This is a genomic window from uncultured Oscillibacter sp., from assembly GCF_947654275.1.
Lineage (GTDB): Bacteria > Bacillota > Clostridia > Oscillospirales > Oscillospiraceae > Oscillibacter.
Map to the genome: position 1 here is coordinate 1 of NZ_CANTJS010000056.1, position 16,555 is coordinate 16,555.

17 protein-coding genes and 1 pseudogene are annotated in these 16,555 nt (G+C 63.7%); 8 read left to right on the plus strand and 10 right to left on the minus strand.

Annotated features, from left to right (window positions below):
- Together Q0063_RS12275 and Q0063_RS12280 are read right to left on the minus strand one after the other, a co-directional pair.
- Window positions 1–405: pseudogene (locus Q0063_RS12275) on the minus strand (methyl-accepting chemotaxis protein); the annotation flags it as partial.
- A 176-nt stretch (window positions 406–581) separates the two neighbouring features.
- A complete protein-coding gene (locus tag Q0063_RS12280; protein ID WP_367180375.1) occupies window positions 582–1,298 on the minus strand; it encodes an NAD-dependent protein deacylase in 717 nt (238 codons plus the stop codon).
- 71 nt (window positions 1,299–1,369) lie between these two features.
- Between Q0063_RS12280 and Q0063_RS14800 the strand changes: the two genes are divergently transcribed.
- From Q0063_RS14800 to Q0063_RS12305, 5 genes are all read left to right on the plus strand, one after another.
- Window positions 1,370–1,705, plus strand: coding sequence for an arsenate reductase family protein (locus tag Q0063_RS14800; RefSeq protein WP_367180376.1), 336 nt, complete (start codon window positions 1,370–1,372; stop codon window positions 1,703–1,705).
- 115 nt (window positions 1,706–1,820) lie between these two features.
- Window positions 1,821–2,660 (plus strand): YihY/virulence factor BrkB family protein, encoded by an 840-nt coding sequence (locus Q0063_RS12290; protein ID WP_297872268.1) that lies wholly within the window; start codon window positions 1,821–1,823, stop codon window positions 2,658–2,660.
- 143 nt (window positions 2,661–2,803) lie between these two features.
- The gene (locus Q0063_RS12295; protein WP_297872269.1) at window positions 2,804–4,039 is read left to right on the plus strand and encodes an aminopeptidase; all 1,236 of its coding nucleotides are present in this window, start codon (window positions 2,804–2,806) and stop codon (window positions 4,037–4,039) included.
- A 366-nt stretch (window positions 4,040–4,405) separates the two neighbouring features.
- Window positions 4,406–4,891, plus strand: a complete 486-nt coding sequence (locus Q0063_RS12300) for a gamma carbonic anhydrase family protein (RefSeq protein WP_297872270.1) — start codon at window positions 4,406–4,408, stop codon at window positions 4,889–4,891.
- Window positions 4,891–6,069, plus strand: coding sequence for an AI-2E family transporter (locus tag Q0063_RS12305; protein WP_297872271.1), 1,179 nt, complete (start codon window positions 4,891–4,893; stop codon window positions 6,067–6,069). Before Q0063_RS12300 ends, Q0063_RS12305 begins: the two co-directional genes overlap by 1 nt.
- A 382-nt stretch (window positions 6,070–6,451) precedes the next feature.
- Here Q0063_RS12305 and spoVAC read toward each other — a convergent pair whose 3' ends face one another.
- Window positions 6,452–6,895: a stage V sporulation protein AC gene (spoVAC, locus tag Q0063_RS12310; protein WP_297872272.1), complete on the minus strand. Its 444-nt coding sequence runs from the start codon at window positions 6,893–6,895 to the stop codon at window positions 6,452–6,454.
- A gap of 130 nt (window positions 6,896–7,025) precedes the next feature.
- Here spoVAC and Q0063_RS12315 point away from each other — a divergent pair, with 130 nt between their 5' ends.
- The 3 genes from Q0063_RS12315 (at window position 7,026) to Q0063_RS12325 (ending at window position 9,626) form a co-directional block, all read left to right on the plus strand.
- Window positions 7,026–7,346 (plus strand): hypothetical protein, encoded by a 321-nt coding sequence (locus Q0063_RS12315; RefSeq protein ID WP_297872273.1) that lies wholly within the window; start codon window positions 7,026–7,028, stop codon window positions 7,344–7,346.
- Window positions 7,347–7,377: 31 nt separating this feature from the next.
- Complete coding sequence (gene hemW, locus Q0063_RS12320) at window positions 7,378–8,517, plus strand: radical SAM family heme chaperone HemW (protein ID WP_297872274.1); 1,140 nt, start codon at window positions 7,378–7,380, stop codon at window positions 8,515–8,517.
- A gap of 119 nt (window positions 8,518–8,636) precedes the next feature.
- The gene (locus Q0063_RS12325; protein WP_297872275.1) at window positions 8,637–9,626 is read left to right on the plus strand and encodes a putative ABC transporter permease; all 990 of its coding nucleotides are present in this window, start codon (window positions 8,637–8,639) and stop codon (window positions 9,624–9,626) included.
- Window positions 9,627–9,770: 144 nt separating this feature from the next.
- Here Q0063_RS12325 and Q0063_RS12330 read toward each other — a convergent pair whose 3' ends face one another.
- The 7 genes from Q0063_RS12330 to Q0063_RS12360 all read right to left on the minus strand — a co-directional run bounded on the left by Q0063_RS12330 (window position 9,771) and on the right by Q0063_RS12360 (window position 16,248).
- On the minus strand, window positions 9,771–10,694 hold the full coding sequence (locus Q0063_RS12330; protein ID WP_297872276.1) for a hypothetical protein: 924 nt from the start codon (window positions 10,692–10,694) through the stop codon (window positions 9,771–9,773).
- Window positions 10,695–10,930: 236 nt separating this feature from the next.
- Window positions 10,931–11,950, minus strand: a complete 1,020-nt coding sequence (locus Q0063_RS12335; protein WP_297872277.1) for a rod shape-determining protein — start codon at window positions 11,948–11,950, stop codon at window positions 10,931–10,933.
- A gap of 110 nt (window positions 11,951–12,060) precedes the next feature.
- The gene (locus Q0063_RS12340) at window positions 12,061–12,735 is read right to left on the minus strand and encodes a ComF family protein (RefSeq protein ID WP_297872278.1); all 675 of its coding nucleotides are present in this window, start codon (window positions 12,733–12,735) and stop codon (window positions 12,061–12,063) included.
- On the minus strand, window positions 12,732–12,971 hold the full coding sequence (locus tag Q0063_RS12345) for a helix-turn-helix domain-containing protein (protein WP_297872279.1): 240 nt from the start codon (window positions 12,969–12,971) through the stop codon (window positions 12,732–12,734). The genes Q0063_RS12340 and Q0063_RS12345 overlap by 4 nt, the downstream gene beginning before the upstream one ends.
- A gap of 344 nt (window positions 12,972–13,315) precedes the next feature.
- Entirely contained in the window at window positions 13,316–13,513 is a 198-nt protein-coding gene (locus tag Q0063_RS12350; protein WP_297872280.1) for an Arc family DNA-binding protein, read from the minus strand.
- Window positions 13,514–13,671: 158 nt separating this feature from the next.
- On the minus strand, window positions 13,672–15,882 hold the full coding sequence (locus Q0063_RS12355) for an ATP-dependent RecD-like DNA helicase (RefSeq protein ID WP_297872281.1): 2,211 nt from the start codon (window positions 15,880–15,882) through the stop codon (window positions 13,672–13,674).
- A gap of 51 nt (window positions 15,883–15,933) precedes the next feature.
- A complete protein-coding gene (locus Q0063_RS12360) occupies window positions 15,934–16,248 on the minus strand; it encodes a hypothetical protein (RefSeq protein WP_297872282.1) in 315 nt (104 codons plus the stop codon).
- Between the last annotated feature and the right edge of the window lie 307 nt (window positions 16,249–16,555).

Below are 16,555 nucleotides of genomic sequence, written 5' to 3' on the forward strand. Positions count from 1 at the left end.
CCGGGTGGTCATGCCGATGGCCCCCTGGGAGGTGTGGGTGAGAACGTGGGTCTCCGGGGTGGCGATGTAGAGCCCCTCGAAGATGCCCTTGACGGCGGCGAAATCCTCCGTATACTTCTGGGCCTGGGCCAGGAGCGCGGGGTCCTCCGGATTTTGGAGCAGACTGCGGACCTCTCCGCTCAGGGAGAAGGCGGTCATATATTCCTCTGCGGAATTTACATATTCATCAATGATGGCGGCTCTGGATTCCACCGCGTCGGTCATCTGATTGGTAATGTCGTTTTTGACCACGGAGGCGGCATTGGTGGAAACCACCAGCCAGAGCAGCGTCATACCCGCCAGGGTGATGATCGTTGTAGCAATTCCAATTCGCGTGGCAAGCTTTTTGTTCTCCAAGAATCGCATGACAGATTCCCCCATAGGAAAAGAATTCGGAGCGCGGCACTCCATCCGTTTGTCTGCGGAACCGGTCCGCCCGGCGGACGCGGTCCCGTTTGCAAGAGTCAGTATAATCTATTTTTTCCCATATTTCAAGAGATTTGTTCTCATCATTTCCGGGCTCCGCCGCCGTCCTTGTTTCCTCAGAGCTGCCCCAGCACCTCCCCGATGGGGTCGGTAATCACCAGCCCCGCGTCCAGATCCTGGGCCACGGCGGACCTGTTGATGAGAACCAGCCGGTCCCCCCGGTAGTAGCGGATCAGTCCCGCGGCGGGGTAGACGTTCAGAGAGGTGCCGCCAATCATCAGCAGGTCCGCCCCGGCGATGGCCCGGACGGCGCCGTTGAGGGTGTCCTGGTCCAGACCCTCCTCGTAGAGCACCACGTCGGGCTTGATAACGCCGCCGCAGGCGCATCGGGGGATTCCGCTGCCGTTCAGGATGGCGTCCAGCCCATAGAATTTCCGGCATCTCTCGCAGTAGTTCCGGTGGACGCTGCCGTGAAGCTCATAGACGGCCCTGCTGCCCGCCGCCTGGTGGAGCCCGTCGATGTTCTGGGTGACCACGGCGGTGAGCTTCCCCGCCGCCTCCCACTCCGCCAGCTTCCTGTGCGCGGCGTTGGGCCGGGCCTCCGGGGCCAGCAGCTTGGCCCGGTAGAACCGAAAAAATTCTTCGGGGTTGCTTTTATAAAACGTATGGCTTAAAATCACTTCAGGCGGATACTTCCATTCCTGGTGATAGAGCCCCCCGGTGGAACGGAAGTCCGGAATGCCGGACTCCGTGGAGACCCCGGCCCCGCCGAAGAAGACAATCCGCTCCGCGCCGTCCACCCATGCTTTCAGTTTTTTCACCGCATCTGTCATTGCGATACCCCCCTGTTTTTAATTTGGAATTAGGAATGAGGAATTTAGGAATCAAAAAGGAGAAGACATTCATGAATATTCAGATCTTCGGCTCCTCCAAGTCCTTCGACTCCAAAAAGGCGGAACGCTGGTTCAGGGAGCGCCGCATCAAATACCAGTATATCGATCTCCCCTCAAAGGGATTATCCCCCAGAGAGTACCAGTCCGTCAAGCAGAAAATTGGCTTCGAGGCCCTGGTGAACACAAAATGCCGGGCCTATGAAACGCTGTTCATGGCCTATATCACTCCGGAAGCCCAGGAGGAAAAACTGCTGGAGCATCCGGAGCTCTTCCAGACCCCCATTGTCCGCAGCGGGAAAAACGCCACCGTGGGATACTGTCCCGACGTCTGGGAAACCTGGGAATGAGCATATACTATTGTTAATTAGGAATGAGGAATGAGAAATTAGGAATTGTTCCGTCATTTCAATCATTCCTAATTCCTCATTCCTGACTCCTCATTCAAGAAAGGGGGCGCTGCCTTTGGGCCGCAAGCTTCCGCGGGCCGTGTACCTGATGCTCCAGCGCTATTTCCGCCACAATGTGGGCATCCAGAGCGCGGCGCTGGCCTTTTACCTGCTGTTCATGATTTTCCCCTTCCTCATTTTCATCAGCGCCCTGCTGGGCCTGCTGGACCTGAACGTCACCGCCATTCTGCTGGCCCTGGGGGAGATTCTGCCCCGGGACATTGTGGACATCATCCGGACCTACCTGGTCCATGTAGGGCGGAGCCCCAACCTGCGTCTGATGCTCTTCGGCCTGGCCTTTTCCATCTGGTTCCCCATGCGGGCCACCAACGCCCTGATGGTCTCCGTCCGCACCGCCTATCACCTGGGCCCGCCCCGGCGGGCGGTGGTCCAGCGGCTGAAAACGCTGCTGTACACCGTGGTGCTGATTCTGACCATCGCCCTGACCCTGACCCTGATGACGGTGGGCGACCGGATTCTGGCCTATGCCGTGGCCAATCTCCGCCTGCCGCCTGCGGCAGCGGGGCTGTGGACCCGGCTGCGGTTCCCGGCAGCGGCGGTGGCGGGATACTTCGCCCTGTTCTTTCTCTATGCCCTGGCCCAGGATACCTATCAGCCCTGGCGGAACATCTGGCCCGGCACCCTGGCGGCCCTGGCGGGCTGGATGGGCCTGAGCTGGCTCTATGCCGCCTATGTGGACAATTTCGCCCATTACTCCCTGCTCTACGGGTCCATCGGCGCGGTGATTGTGCTGCTGATCTGGCTCTACATGTCGGCCACGGTGCTGATTCTGGGGGCGGAGCTCAACGGCACGCTGATTGCCCTGCGGAAGGACCGGGACGAGGGTCATTCGTAAATCCTTTTTTTGTTCCCCCTTTTAGCTCCCCTTTTCGTGAACCTTTTTTAAATCCGGCCGGGAAGGGCTTTACTTTCCCGGCTGGAACCTTTAGAATAGCACATACTATGGATGTGCGAACAACACAGAAAGGACGAGAAACCATGGAAGAAAAGCTGATGGAATACGCCCGGCTGCTGGTCCGGGTGGGACTGAATGTGGAGGACGGGCAGCGGATGGTGATTTCCTCCCCGGTGGAGTGCGCCCCCTTCGCCCGGCTCTGCGCCCGGGAGGCCTATGACGCCGGCTGCGCCGAGGTGGTGATGAACTGGACCGACGACGCCATGACCCGGATGAAGTACCTCCGGGCCGGCGACGAGACCTTTGACACGGTGCCCCTCTGGCGGCGGCACTTCTTCAACGACTACGCCCTGGAGGGCACGGCCTACCTGGCCATCTCCGCCTCGGACCCGGAGAATCTGAAGGGGGCGGACCCGGACCGCGTCATCCGGGCCCAGCGGGCCAGCGGCAAGGCCCTGAAGGACTTCGACCGGCTCCAGATGTGCGGCGGCTTCCCCTGGTGCATCGCCTCCATCCCCATTCCCTCCTGGGCAAAGCGGGTCTTCCCCGGCGCGGCAGAGGACGATGCCATGGAAAAGCTGTGGGACGCCATTTTCGCCGCCGTCCGGGTCAGCGGGGACGGCAAAGCCGTGGAGCGCTGGCGGGAGCATCTGGCGGCTCTGGAGCAGCGCCTTGAAAAGCTGAACGCCCTGGACCTCCAGTTCCTTCACTATACCAATTCCCTGGGCACCGACCTCACCGTCCAGCTCCCCCAGGACCACATCTGGGAGAGCGGCGGGGACGTGACGCTGAAGGGCCGGTCCTATATCGCCAACATCCCCACAGAGGAGATTTTCACCTCCCCCCTGAAAACCGGGGCCAACGGCGTGGTGTACGCCTCCATGCCCCTGGTCCACGACGGCGTTGTGATTGACAAATTCCACTTCGTGGTGAAGGACGGCAGAATCACGGAGGCCCATGCGGAGCAGGGGGAGGAGACCCTGAAAGCCGCCATTTCCGTGGACGAGGGGGCGTCCTGCTTCGGTGAGGTGGCCCTGGTGCCCTATGACAGCCCCATTTCCAACCAGGGCCTTCTGTTCTACAATACGCTCTTTGACGAGAACGCCGCCTGCCACATTGCCTTTGGCGAGGCCTACCCCTGCCTGAAGGGGGGCCAGCAGATGAGCAAGGACGAGCTGAAGGCCCGGGGCCTCAACGACTCCATCACCCACGTGGACTTCATGGTGGGCACCCCGGACCTCTCCATCGTGGGAACCACCCGGGACGGGCGGCAGGTGCCCATTTTCGAAAACGGGAATTTCACCCCTTCTTTTTCTTGAAAGAAAAAGAAGCAAAAAGAACTTTAGCGCCGCTCCGACAGTCTGGCAATAGTCCAGGCCGAAGCGACGGCAACCCAGTTTCGGCAAATCATATAACGAAAAAACCTTTAGTGCCGCTCTGACAGTCTGGCAATAGACCAGACCAAAGCGACGGCAGCCCAGTTTCGGCAAATCACATAACGAAAAAAACTTTAGCGCCGCTCTGACAGTCTGGCAACAGACCAGGCCGAAGCGACGGCAACCAGATTTCGGCAAATCATATAACGAAAAAAACTTTAGCGCCGCTCCGACAGTCTGGCAACAGACCAGGCCGAAACGACGGCAACCCTGTTTCGGCAAATCACATAACGAAAAGAGGCAGTCATCATGTCATACAAACTGAGAAAAACCGACGAAGCCGTCCTGATCTGCGAGGGCGCGCGGGTCAGCGGCGACGTGACCCTGGGCCGGGGCGTGAACATCTGGTATAACGCCGTCCTCCGGGGGGACGACGGCGCCATCACCGTAGGCGAGGACACCAACATCCAGGACTGCGCCGTCCTCCACGAGGAGACCGCCGTAGGCCGGGGCTGCACCATCGGCCACGGGGCCGTGGTCCACGGGTGCACCGTGGGGGACAACGTGCTCATCGGCATGGGGGCCGTGGTCCTCAACGGGGCCAGAATCGGAGACGACTGCATTGTAGGGGCCGGGGCCCTGGTCACCGGGAAAATGGACGCCCCTGCCGGGTCCATGATTCTGGGCAGTCCCGCCAAGGTGGTCCGGCCCCTGACGGAGGCGGAGATTGAGAGCAACCGCCATTCCGCCCGGGGCTATCTGGAGACGGCGGCGGCATACCGCCGGGAGTCGTGATGGACTGGAACCGGGACCAGATCAGGCAGCGGCTGCTGGTGGTCTGCGGCGGCGTGGCCTTCTACTGCGCCCTCCAGCGGCTCCCCGCCCTGGCGGCGGTCCTGCGCTGGGGGCTGGGCGTCCTGAGCCCCTTTCTGGTGGGCGGGGCCATTGCCTTCATTCTGAATGTGCCCATGGGGGCCATTGAACGGGCGCTGCCCCTGGGGCGGGGACGGCGGAAGGGTCTGCCAAAAAGTCTGCGGAGGCCCCTGGCCCTGATTTTGACCCTGGCGGCGGTGGGCGGCGTGCTGACTCTGGCCGTCTGCGTCATCGGCCCCGGCGTGGGCGAGGCGGCGGGCTCCGTCACCCGGCAGCTTCCGGAGGCAATCCGGCGGCTTCAGGAGCAGCTGGCGGCCTGGGAGGCCGCCCTTCCCCAGCTGCAAACCCTCCTGGGGGATATGGAAATTGACTGGACCGCCCTCTCCCAGAAGGCCATCGCCCTGGCGCAGAAATGGGCCGGCGGGCTGGTGTCCTCCGGCGGCGGGCTGATTGGGGGCGTGGTCAGCGGCGTGAGCACCTTTGTCATCGGGCTGATTTTCTCGTTTTACGTCCTGCTGCAAAAGGAGAAGCTGAGCCGTCAGGGCCGCCAGGTGCTCTATGCCCTGCTGCCCATGTCCTGGGCGGACCGGACGCTGGAGGTGCTGCGTCTGTCGGGCCAGACCTTTTCCAGCTTCCTGTCCGGCCAGTGCGTGGAGGCGGTGATTCTGGGAACGCTCTTCGCCGTGTCCATGACCCTGTTCCGGATGCCCTATGCCCTGCTGGTGGGGGTGCTGATTGCCCTGACGGCCCTGATTCCCGTGGTGGGGGCCTTCATCGGCTGCGTGGTAGGCGCTCTGCTCATTGCGGTGACGGACCCCTGGCAGGCCCTGGGCTTCATTGTGCTCTTCCTGGTGCTCCAGCAGGTGGAGGGGAATTTTATCTATCCCCATGTGGTGGGGTCCTCCGTGGGCCTGCCCTCCATCTGGGTGCTGGCCGCCGTGACCCTGGGCGGCAAGCTCATGGGCATCGCGGGCATGCTGTTTTTCATTCCCCTGTGCTCGGTGCTCTACGCCCTGTTCCGGGACTTCGTCAAGGGACGGCTCCGGGACCGTGGCGTCCCGCCCCGGAAATGGCGGGACCCTCCCGGCGGAGGAGCATAGCGGCAAAACGCAGGCGGCGGCATCGTGCAGATGCCGCCGCCTCAGGCTAATGAGTATCAGATCCCGCGAAAAGTTCTGAAAACCGATTGATTGCACGGGAAAAACGCCCCTGACGGGTTTAGAACCTGTATTCACAACCGCTGAATGCTGTCTGAGCGATCTTTTTCCTGCCATACTGCGTCGATTTCCCTTGCAATCCGTCAGGATTGCTGCGGAAAATCTTCTTGTCTGACAAGAAAAATTCCCGCCCATCCAGCATTCCCCGGCTATAAATACAGGTTCTTACCCGCCGGTCTTCCTCTCCGTTGTCCGGGTCCGTGCTGCTTTTTCGACAAGCCGCGGCGGGGCGTATGGACGGGCCGCCCCTTCCGGAGCAGCTCCCTCAGCCGCCACCCAGCAGCATCAGAACCGCGCCGTAGAGCACGCTGGCCGTGGTGCCGAAGACAATCACCGGCCCCGCCACCTGGAACATTTTGGCCGCCATGCCGGTGATGAAGCCCTCGCTTTTGAAGTCGATGGCCGGGGACACCACCGCGTTGGCGAATCCGGTGATGGGCACCAGGGTGCCCGCGCCGCCGTAGCGGGCAATTCTGTGGTACAGATTCAGCCCCGTCAGCAGGGCGGACAGCAGCACCAGGGTGCAGGAGGCGGCGGTGCCGGCGTCCTCCCGGCTCAGGCCCGTCCCGGCCCAGCCGTTCTGAATCAGCTGGCCCAGCACGCAGATGGCTCCGCCGATGGCGAAGGCCAGAACCACGTCCTTGACTATGGGGGACTTTTTCGACTTTTGCTTGACGTAGTCCTGATAATCCTTGGGAGACATATCCATGGAGATCTTCCTCTTTCCGTGTCAGATTTTCCATAGTATGGCCTCCGGAGGAGGGCATTATGCGCCCCTCCTTGCCGCCGCCGGAAATCCGTGGTATAATCAAGCCGAACACAGAGAGGAGGTCCCCGTCATGCGTGTAAGCCCCCAGATCAGCGGTGCCGTCCGGCAGTTCGCCTACTGGTTTGCCCACGGCGCCCTGGGCCACCCCCTTCTTGAGGGAATCGACTATCTGGACGATACCCTGAGAGAGGAAAGCAGCTTTGCGGAAATGGCCTTTGCCATTTTCATGAACAACCTGGACCTGAACGAGGCCGGGGACGTGACCAACTACCGGTACTGCGAGCGCCGGGCCGCCCAGTATATCCGCCGCTACTTTGACCCCGGCTATTCCGTCCAGCCCCCCTTTGAGCCCTGGGAGCTGGAGCTGTACAGAGCCCGCAGGGAACGCTGACGCCCTCACTTCCGCGGAAAGGAGCCGCCCCATGATAAAATCCCTGGGTATTTATATTCACGTTCCCTTCTGCAAACAGAAGTGCGTCTACTGCGATTTCTACTCCCTGCCCCGCCGGGAGGAGGACATGGACGCCTATGTCTCCGCTCTGGAACGGCAGCTGTCCCAATTCTCCCCGTTGGCGGCGGAATGCACCGTGACCAGCGTCTACTTCGGCGGCGGCACCCCCAGCTATCTGGGGCCGGACCGGCTCTGCCGCCTGCTGCGGAAGGTCCGGACCTCCTTCCACACCGCCTATGTGGCGGAGATCACCCTGGAGGCCAACCCCGATTCCGCCTCGGAGGTTCAGGACCTGACCGCCCTCCGCCGGGCGGGCTTCAACCGTCTCTCCCTGGGGATGCAGTCCGCCGACGACGGGGAGCTGAAGGCCCTGGGCCGGGTCCACACCATGGCCCAGACCCGGGCCGCCGTGGAGGCCGCCAGGAAGGCGGGCTTTGACAACCTCTCCCTGGACCTGATTTATGGCCTGCCGGGCCAGACCCCGGAGCGCTGGCGGGACAACCTGGCCGCCGCCGTGGAACTGAATCCGGAACACCTGTCCTGCTACGGCCTCAAGGCCGAGCCGGGGACCCCCCTCTATGACCGCCGGGAGACCCTGCCGGGGGATGAGGCGCAGGCGGACATGTATCTGGAGACCGTGGAAACTCTGGAGTCCCGGGGCTGGCAGCAGTATGAGATTTCCAGCTTCGCCAGGCCCGGCCGGGAGTCCCGGCACAATCTGAAATACTGGAGCCGGCAGGAATACCTGGGCTTTGGCCCCGGGGCCCACTCGTATTTCCAGGGCCGGCGCTTCGCCTGGTCCCGGGACCTGGGCGCCTTTCTGGCGGGCACACCCTCCCTCTCGGAGGACCAGACCCTTTCCCGCCGGGATACGGTGGAGGAGTATCTGATGCTGCGCCTGCGCCTGACCCGGGGACTGCACCCGGACCATTTTGAAGGGCTGTTCGGCCTGGACTTCTCCCCCTTCCTGCCCTTCCTGGAGCGCTGCGAGGCGGCGGGCTACGCCGTCCGCCGGGAGGGCGCCTGGCGTCTGACGCCCCGGGGCTTCCTGGTGTCCAACCAGATTATAGGGGAGCTTCTGGACATCTCCAGAGCGCTGAACCTGAATTGAACGCCCCCCGCCCCCAAACGGCCGACACTCGCTAGTCGCCAGTCGCGACTCGCGCCGCTCCCCGCGCGGCTCGCCAGGCTCTACACTCCACTCTCCACTCAGACAAAGGAGTTTCACATATGCACATCTACACCACCGGACAATGGGTTCTGCTGTTTTTCTTCTACTGCTTCTGCGGCTGGGTCTGGGAATCCTGCTATGTCTCCCTCTGCCAGCGGCACTGGGTCAACCGGGGCTTTCTCCACGGTCCCCTGCTGCCCATCTATGGCAGCGGGGCCATCATCATTCTCTTCGCCACCATCCCCGTGGCGGATGACCTGCGTCTGGTCTGGCTCCTGGGCATGATGGCCGCCACGGCCCTGGAGTACGTCACCGGGGATGTGATGGAGCGGATTTTCAAGGTCCGCTACTGGGACTACTCCAATCAGAAATTCAATCTCAACGGCCACATCTGCCTCACCAGCTCCATCGCCTGGGGCTTCTTTTCCATTCTGCTGGTGCGCTTCATTCATCCCCCCGTCGCCGGACTGCTGGCCCGGGTCCCGGCCCTGCTGGTGGACCCCCTGGCCCATGTCCTCACCGCCGTCTTCACCGTGGACGCGGTCCGCTCCGTCCAGGCCGCCCTGGACCTGCGGGAGGTTCTCACCCGCCTGGCGGAGGAAAACGAGGACCTGCGCCGTCTGGCCAAACGGGCGGAGGTGGTCTCCGCCTTTGCCGAGGAGGATCTCCGCCGCCTCTGGGAGCGGGCGGAGGAGGAGAAGCGGCGCATTGAGGACGGCCTTCAGGAGCGCCGTCAGGCCCAGGCGGAGAAGCGCCGGGAGCGGGTGGAGGCCAATTTCCGCCGCCGCGCCGCCGTGAAGGGGGAAATCCTCACCGCCCTCTCCGGCGCTCTGGAGACGCGCCTGAGGGAGGAGTCCCTGACGGAGGCCCGCCGGGAGGAGCTGGAAGCCCTGCTTCAGCGGGTCCGGGACCGGGAGAACGCCCTGCGGAACCGCTCCACCGCCGTCTATCACCGTTCCCTGCGCATCCTCCGGGCCCATCCCTCCGCCACGGCCAGGGGCTTTTCCGAGGCCCTGAAGGCCCTGCGGGACCTGGAGGAACACCGGTGAGCCTTCCGGCGGCAGAGAATGCCGTTTCCCTTTTTCCGGAGGCCCCGCCGGTCCCCGGGAACCCCGGCGCACATCGGGAAACGCAAACAGGCAAAGAAGCAAAAAAGGAAAAACGAGAGGCCTGGCCTCTCGTTTTTGTGTGTCTCAAATCCCCAGAACCCGGGCCCTGGTCTGCGCCAGAATGGCCGCGGTGGAATTTCCGCCCACCGTGTCCCCCAAAATCTCCTCCAGCCCTCCGCCGTTCAGCATCTGGGCCAGCTCGGCGGCACTGCTGTCCGCCAGCCAGCCGGAGAGCCGGGCGCTGTGCTCCAGCCGGTTTTCCACCAGCAGAGCCATGAAATCCGCCTGCCGGGCCATCCGCAGAGTCCACCAGTCGTCCGTCCAGTCCCGCCGGGAGGAGAACCTGCCGCCGGAAGAACTGACGGTGATTTCCCCGTGGCTGAAGGACTGGGCGTTGACAATCTCCCCGTCGGCGCCGATGGCCACACAGCGGGAGGACCGGGCGGTGATGCCGGGCATGACGGCCTCGTTCCGGGCGGCGTCGAAGGCAAACCAGGTGTCAATCCGCTCCATGAGCTCCGCGGCATAGGCGGGGTCCTCCTCCATCCGCTTCTGAGCCTCCGGGTGAATCACCACCGCCGTCCGCCCCGCCGGGATGCCGCTCAGGGCCCGGATCGCCTCAGGGGCGGTAAACCTGCCGTCTACGGAGCCGTAGAAGGGGTTGGGCCCCTGGGGCTGCCAGTTCTCCAGGGTCTCCTTCGCCTGCTCACCCTCCTGATACAGCAGGTAATGAGGGTAGTCGTTCCGGGTCCGCCAATAGGGACTGCTGGCGTCGAAGACGTGATAGGTCACGTTTCCGTACCTGTTTTTCAGCATCTCTTCCAGGGTAGCCCCCTGGACCTGGCCGGTCCCCTGGGCCGTCAGGTCCATCCCCAGGGCCGACTGAACGCTTCCGCCTCCCGCCAGCGCCGCCGCCATGCCCCAGAAGCTGGCGGAGGTCCCGGCTTTCCGCTGTCCTCCCTGGGTCCGCAGGGCGCTGAGGGCATAGTCTCTCTCAATGGCGTTCATGCTGTCTCCTCCTTTAGAGCCTGAATTCACAACCGCCGAACGCTGTTTGAGGGGTCTTTTTCCCGCCATACCGCGTCGGTTTCTCTTGCAATCTGTCAGGATTCCCGCGGGCGCAAAAGACCTCCTTGTCTGACAGGAAACATCCCCGCCCATCCGGCATTCTCCGGCTATGAATACAGGTTCTTATAAAATTCAGCGCAGGCCGGACGGTTCCCGCCGCCCGGTCTGCTTTTCCATCAGTTCATCTGCTTGCGGCGGCTGAGGTTCATGGTGCCGTCCTGCATATTGTTCAGGGACTCCAGGCTCTTGCCGGTGCCCAGGGCCACACAGGAAATGGCGTCCTCCGCGATGACGGTGTGGATGCCCGTCCGGGCCGTCACCAGCTTGTCAAAGCCCGCCACCAGGCTTCCGCCGCCGGTCATGACAATGCCGTTGGTGGAGATGTCCGCCACCAGCTCCGGGGGCGTCCGCTCCAGCACGGAGTGAATGGCCTCCATGATGCGTTCCACCGGCTCCTCAAAGGCGTCCATCATCTCCGTGGAGCTGACGGTCACCACCTTGGGAAGGCCCGTCAGCAGACACCGGCCCTTTACGTCCAGGGTCTCCTCCTCCTCTTTGGGGAAGACGCAGCCAATCTGCTTTTTCATCTCCTCGGCGGTGCGCTCGCCCACCAGAAGGTTGTGCTTGCGGCGCATATATTTCACCACGGCCTCGTTGAGCTGGTCGCCGGCAATCTTGATGGAGGCGGACTCCACCACGCCGCTGAGGGAAATCACGGCGATGTCCGCCGTGCCGCCTCCGATGTCCACCACCATATGTCCGTCGGGCTTGGCGATGTCGATGCCCGCGCCGATGGCCGCCGCCACCGGCTCCTCGATGAGGTAGACCTTCCGGGCCCCGGCGGAGATGCCCGCGTCGATGACGGCGCGCTCCTCGACCTCGGTGATGCCCGAGGGCACGCAGATGATGACCCGGGGCTTGAAGAAGGAGACCCCGGCCACCTTGTGGATGAATTCCCGGAGCATCCGTTCCGTCATGTCATAGTCGGAAATCACGCCCTCCCGCAGAGGGCGGATGGCCACAATGTTGCCGGGAGTGCGGCCCAGCATGGCCTGCGCATCGGTGCCCACCTTCAGGAGCTTGCCGGTGTTTTTGTCCAGCGCTACAACCGAGGGTTCATTCAGCACGATGCCCTTCCCTCTCACATAAACCAGAACCGAAGCGGTACCCAGATCGATACCGATATCTTTTGCCATGGATAATTCCTCCACTTATTATCTTTTTCTATATGACCTGCGGCCCTGTATGCCGCGATTCTGCAATCATACATGTTACATTATACTGTCAGCGTCTCCGGATTGCAAGACTATTCTTCCCCGTTTTCTCCGGTTTTACCGCTTTTCACCGTCCGGGCCGCCGTAAGGCACAGCACCCGGGCCGCTCCGGCGGCCTTCAGCGTCCCGGCGCAGGCGGACAGGGTGCTGCCGGTGGTGCAGATGTCGTCTATTAGCAAAATCCGTTTTCCCTCCGGGGCTCCCGCCGCCTCGTAAACTCCCCGCACGTTCTCCCGCCGGGCGGCGGCGTCCTCCAGACCCGACTGGGCCGGGTTGTCCCGGACCTTTCTCAGCAGCCGTTCCGGCCTCACGCCCCACAGGCGGCAGGCGCTCTCCGCCAGCAGCCGGGCCTGATCGTAGCCCCTCTGCCGCAGGCGCTTCCGGCTCACCGGCGCCCAGGTCACCGTGTCGAACTCGCCGGAGTACCGCTCCGCCGCCCAGCGACACATCTCCCCGCCGAAGAACTCCGCCCCGGAAATCCCGCCGTGGAATTTGAAGCGCAGCAGCCCGTCCCGGACCGCCCCCTCGTACCACAGCGGCGCGGCGCAGAGCAGACCGGGGACGGGCTCCCACACGCCGTCCTCCTCCCCGGTCCGCCGGATGTCCGCCTCACACGGAGGGCAGACGCCGGGCGCGTCCAGCACCTTTCCGCACAGGGGGCACCTGGGCGGAAAGAGCAGGTCCAGCAGACAGCTCCGGAGACTCATGACGGCTTCAATAACTCGTCGTAGGTTGTTTGCAGTGCATCGCGGATGGCTCTCAGCTGCGAGGCCTGAATATGCTGCGCGCCCCGCTCGATTTTCACGAGGGCTTCTCTGGTCATGGGCACGCCCTCCAATTGCAGAAGCCCCACCAAATCCGTCTGCTTCAACCCTCTTGCCCTGCGGAGCTCCCGGATGTTCGCCCCTATGGAAATGTCCTGTTTAATCTTTTGTTCTGCCATAGCCACCTCGCAAAAGGACCCATTCGGGTTCATTTGCTTTATTCTATGGAGGCAGACATTTTTAATGGGACCTGTTTCGGTCCATAATAAAAAACAAGAGCCTTCCGTCTCCGAAAAACTCCTGTTCCGCATATTTTTATGTAGGGGCCGGGCGCTGTCCCGGCCAGACCCTTAATTCATCCTTGACACGCCGGAACCGGCGGTGTATAATGCATATATAAGGGCACTGCGGCAAGCGGTTAGCCCTTAGAGGTTTATGGTTTCGCAAGGAAACCGTCACCGTGCCGGGTGGCGGTTTCCGCTTTTTTCCCGCGCCGCCCCCTGCGTGCGGCACTGCAAGGCCGTTACGATCTGGAACGGGGAACGAAACCGTCATCAAACAAAATGGGCCCGTGCGCCTGTTCCCAAGCCTCAATGTGCCGGATAATCAGCTGTTCAATCTCCTTGTTGGCAGAACGGCCGGAGCGGTCCGCAATGTATTTCAGCTTGTCCATAATCTCGGAGGGAATGCGCAGGGCATAGTGCGGCAGTTTTGATGGCATACAAAGGCCCTCCTCTGTTGGCTAAATGACAACATAATAGCACCAAAAATTTTTTTTGAAAAGTTATTGACAACCAGGTGGCAACACTCTATAATAAGGCAACAAGGTGACGACACCAAGAAAGGAGGGAAAACAAAACATGCAGGAAACTCCGCATCTCAGTGAGCCGCCGGAGAGCTTGCCAGCCGCCACCGCAGGCCGGAGTAGCGCCGCTGCCGCCGGTCGTTGGCCGCCATAGCCCGGATGGCCGCGTCGTCCCCCACCACCACCAGCAGCTCCCTGGCCCGGGTCAGGGCGGTGTACAGCACCCCCCGGACCATCAGGGACTGGGCCGCCGGCATAGCCGCCAGGACCACACAGCGGTACTCGCTGCCCTGGGCCTTGTGGACGGTCTGGGCATAGGCCAGGTCCACCTCGTTCAGCTGCTCGGCGGCGTAGACCGCCCGCCGCCCGTCGAAATCCAGCTCCAGCCACTCGCCGGATTCGTCAATCCGGACAATCCGGCCCACGTCGCCGTTGAACATGCCCGTCCCGGCGGTTCCGTCCTCCCGCTCCCACAGCACGTCGTAGTCGTTCCGGGTCTGCATCACCCTGTCCCCCTCCCGGAACAGCCGTTCCCCCCAGAGGATTTCCCGCTTCCCCTTCTCCCTGGGGTTCAGGGCCTCCTGAAGCAGGCGGTTGAGGCTGACGGTGCCGCTGGGCCCCTTCCGCGTGGGGGTCAGCACCTGAATCTGCGCGGCGGGAATGCCCATCTTGCCGGGCAGGCGGGTTTTGCACAGCTCCACCACCGTGGACACCGTCCGCTCCGGGTCCCGGCGGCAGAGGTAGAAGAAATCCCCCTGATTGCTGGACAGATCCAGCGCCTGGCCCAGGTTCACGGCGTGGGCGTTGCGGATGATGGCAGAGCGCTCCGCCTGCCGGAAGACGTCCAGCAGCCGCACCACCGCTACCCGCTGGCTGCGGATCAGGTCGGAAAACACGTTGCCCGCCCCCACCGAGGGCAGCTGGTCCGCGTCCCCCACCATCACCAGCCGGGTGCCGGGCCGCAGAGCCCGGAGCAGGGCCGCGAACAGGGGCAGGTCCACCATGGACATCTCATCCACAATGACGGCGTCCGCCTCCAGGGGCTCCTTTTCCGTCTTGGTGAACACAACCTGCTGGGTGTCCTCGCTCCAGGTCATTCCAAGAAGGCGGTGGACCGTCTGGGCCTCCTGGTCCGTCAGCTCGCTCATGCGCTTGGCCGCCCGGCCTGTGGGGGCCGCCAGCACAATGTCCAGCCCCATCCGCCGGAACAGGGCCACAATGGCCCGTACGGTGGTGGTCTTGCCGGTGCCGGGTCCGCCGGTGAGAATCAGCACGTTTTCCCGGGCCGCCAGCTCCACGGCCTGCCTCTGCCGGGGGGCGTAGGTGATGCCCTGGCTCTGCTCCAGCTCGTCCGCCACATGGGCGGCGTCGGCCCGGACGTCCGGCTCCGCCGCCAGCAGGGCGTCCAGCCGCAGCTGGACCCCCCGCTCCGCCTCCCACAGGCGCTTCAGGTAGCAGGCCTCTACGTTGGCCACCCGCTCCTGCACCACCTCGCCCCGGTCCACCAGGGCGTCCAGGGCCGCCTCCGGCTGGTCCCCGCCGCAGTCCAGCAGCTGGGCCGTGGCGGAAATCAGCTTGCTCCGGGGCAGGAAGACGTGGCCGTTGCTCTCGTTGTGGCTGAGCTCGAAGAGCACCGCCGCCTGAAGCCGCTGGCCGCTGTCGGCGGGCATCCCCATGCTCATAGCCATTTCGTCGGTGACGGAGAAGGCCACGCCGCAGTCGTCGCCGGACAGAAGATAGGGGTTCGCCCGCACCTTCTCCAGGGCGCCGTCGCCGTAGCGCTGGCGCAGGCGCATGGCCAGCACCGGCGGCAGGCCGTACCGGGCCAGAAAGGCCATCAGCCGCCGCAGGCCCATGTGGAGGCGGAAGCTCTGGGCAATCTCCTGGGCCTTCCGGGCGGTGACGCCCCGGACGCCGGTCAGACGCTCCGGCTCCTGCTCCAGAATGTCGAAGGTCTCCGCGCCGAAGCGCTCCACGATGTTCCGGGCGGTGGCGGGGCCCACCCCCTTGCAGACGCCGGAGGACAGATAACTGAAAATCTCCTCCTCGTCCTCCGGCAGGCTCCGCTCCAGCTCCGTGGCCCGGAGCTGCTCCCCATGCTGGGGGTGCTGCTCCATCACGCCGTTCACCGTCAGGTGTTCGCCGGGAGCCGCGCAGGGGATGCAGCCCACCACGGTCACGGCCTCCCCCTCCTCGGTGAGGAGGCGGAGCACCGTGTAGCCGTTTTCGGCGTTCTGAAAGATTACGCTATGTACGGTGCCCTCCCGGCAAATCAGCTCTTCCATGTCTCGGCGTCCTCTCTCTTTTCAAATCTTCCCGGCGGCTTCCGGCGGCCCTCAGCGCTCCCCGGCCTTCACCAGCTCCGCGCCCTCCTCCCGGTCCGCCAGGTACCGGGCCAGACACCGGGCGTCCTCCGTCAGGCCGTGGTCCTCCAAAATGATTTTCGACCCCGGCAGTCCGCTCTGGACACGCCGGAGCTCCCGCACGTCCGCCTCCATGGCCAGGGCCTCCCCCCGCAGGGGCAGCACCAGCAAGAGACCCGGAATCCCGGGCCGGCCCACATGGAGCAGGGCCCCGCCGATGACCCAGACCAGCGTCGTCAGGCCCACGGCGGATAAAAAGGCCAGTACGCCGTCTTGCAGCATTACCATTTCGATCACCTCGAAACAGTCTATGCCCAAGGGGCTGCTTTGGTCCATCTGCCCTCACAGGGGGGCCGCCTCCCGGCGGGGGCGCTTCCCAGCGGGGGCCGTTCCCACGGGGGCCGTTCCCGCGGGGGTCACTCCCGTGAGGGCCGTTCCCGCGGGGGGCGCTTCCCAGCGGGGGCCGCTGCCGCGGGGTTCACTCCCGTGAGGGCCGTTCCCACGGGGGCGCTTCCCAGCGGGGGCCGCTGCCGCGGGGGCCCAAAGGGGCCAGCCCCTTTGGAATCCCCGTCAGGGGGGACACCCCCCTGAATCC

Bases quoted from the DNA above. Each gene is read 5' to 3' on its own strand.
- Q0063_RS12300 (WP_297872270.1), top strand. From the start codon at position 4,406: ATGTCATACAAACTGAGAAAAACCGACGAAGCCGTCCTGATCTGCGAG.
- Q0063_RS12340 (WP_297872278.1), bottom strand. From the start codon at position 12,735: ATGAGTCTCCGGAGCTGTCTGCTGGACCTGCTCTTTCCGCCCAGGTGC.
- Q0063_RS12355 (WP_297872281.1), bottom strand. From the start codon at position 15,882: ATGGAAGAGCTGATTTGCCGGGAGGGCACCGTACATAGCGTAATCTTT.
- Q0063_RS12280 (WP_367180375.1), bottom strand. From the start codon at position 1,298: ATGACAGATGCGGTGAAAAAACTGAAAGCATGGGTGGACGGCGCGGAG.
- Q0063_RS12325 (WP_297872275.1), top strand. From the start codon at position 8,637: ATGCACATCTACACCACCGGACAATGGGTTCTGCTGTTTTTCTTCTAC.
- Q0063_RS12350 (WP_297872280.1), bottom strand. From the start codon at position 13,513: ATGCCATCAAAACTGCCGCACTATGCCCTGCGCATTCCCTCCGAGATT.
- Q0063_RS12295 (WP_297872269.1), top strand. From the start codon at position 2,804: ATGGAAGAAAAGCTGATGGAATACGCCCGGCTGCTGGTCCGGGTGGGA.
- Q0063_RS14800 (WP_367180376.1), top strand. From the start codon at position 1,370: ATGAATATTCAGATCTTCGGCTCCTCCAAGTCCTTCGACTCCAAAAAG.
- Q0063_RS12345 (WP_297872279.1), bottom strand. From the start codon at position 12,971: ATGGCAGAACAAAAGATTAAACAGGACATTTCCATAGGGGCGAACATC.
- hemW (WP_297872274.1), top strand. From the start codon at position 7,378: ATGATAAAATCCCTGGGTATTTATATTCACGTTCCCTTCTGCAAACAG.
- Q0063_RS12330 (WP_297872276.1), bottom strand. From the start codon at position 10,694: ATGAACGCCATTGAGAGAGACTATGCCCTCAGCGCCCTGCGGACCCAG.
- Q0063_RS12335 (WP_297872277.1), bottom strand. From the start codon at position 11,950: ATGGCAAAAGATATCGGTATCGATCTGGGTACCGCTTCGGTTCTGGTT.
- Q0063_RS12315 (WP_297872273.1), top strand. From the start codon at position 7,026: ATGCGTGTAAGCCCCCAGATCAGCGGTGCCGTCCGGCAGTTCGCCTAC.
- Q0063_RS12360 (WP_297872282.1), bottom strand. From the start codon at position 16,248: ATGGTAATGCTGCAAGACGGCGTACTGGCCTTTTTATCCGCCGTGGGC.
- spoVAC (WP_297872272.1), bottom strand. From the start codon at position 6,895: ATGGATATGTCTCCCAAGGATTATCAGGACTACGTCAAGCAAAAGTCG.
- Q0063_RS12305 (WP_297872271.1), top strand. From the start codon at position 4,891: ATGGACTGGAACCGGGACCAGATCAGGCAGCGGCTGCTGGTGGTCTGC.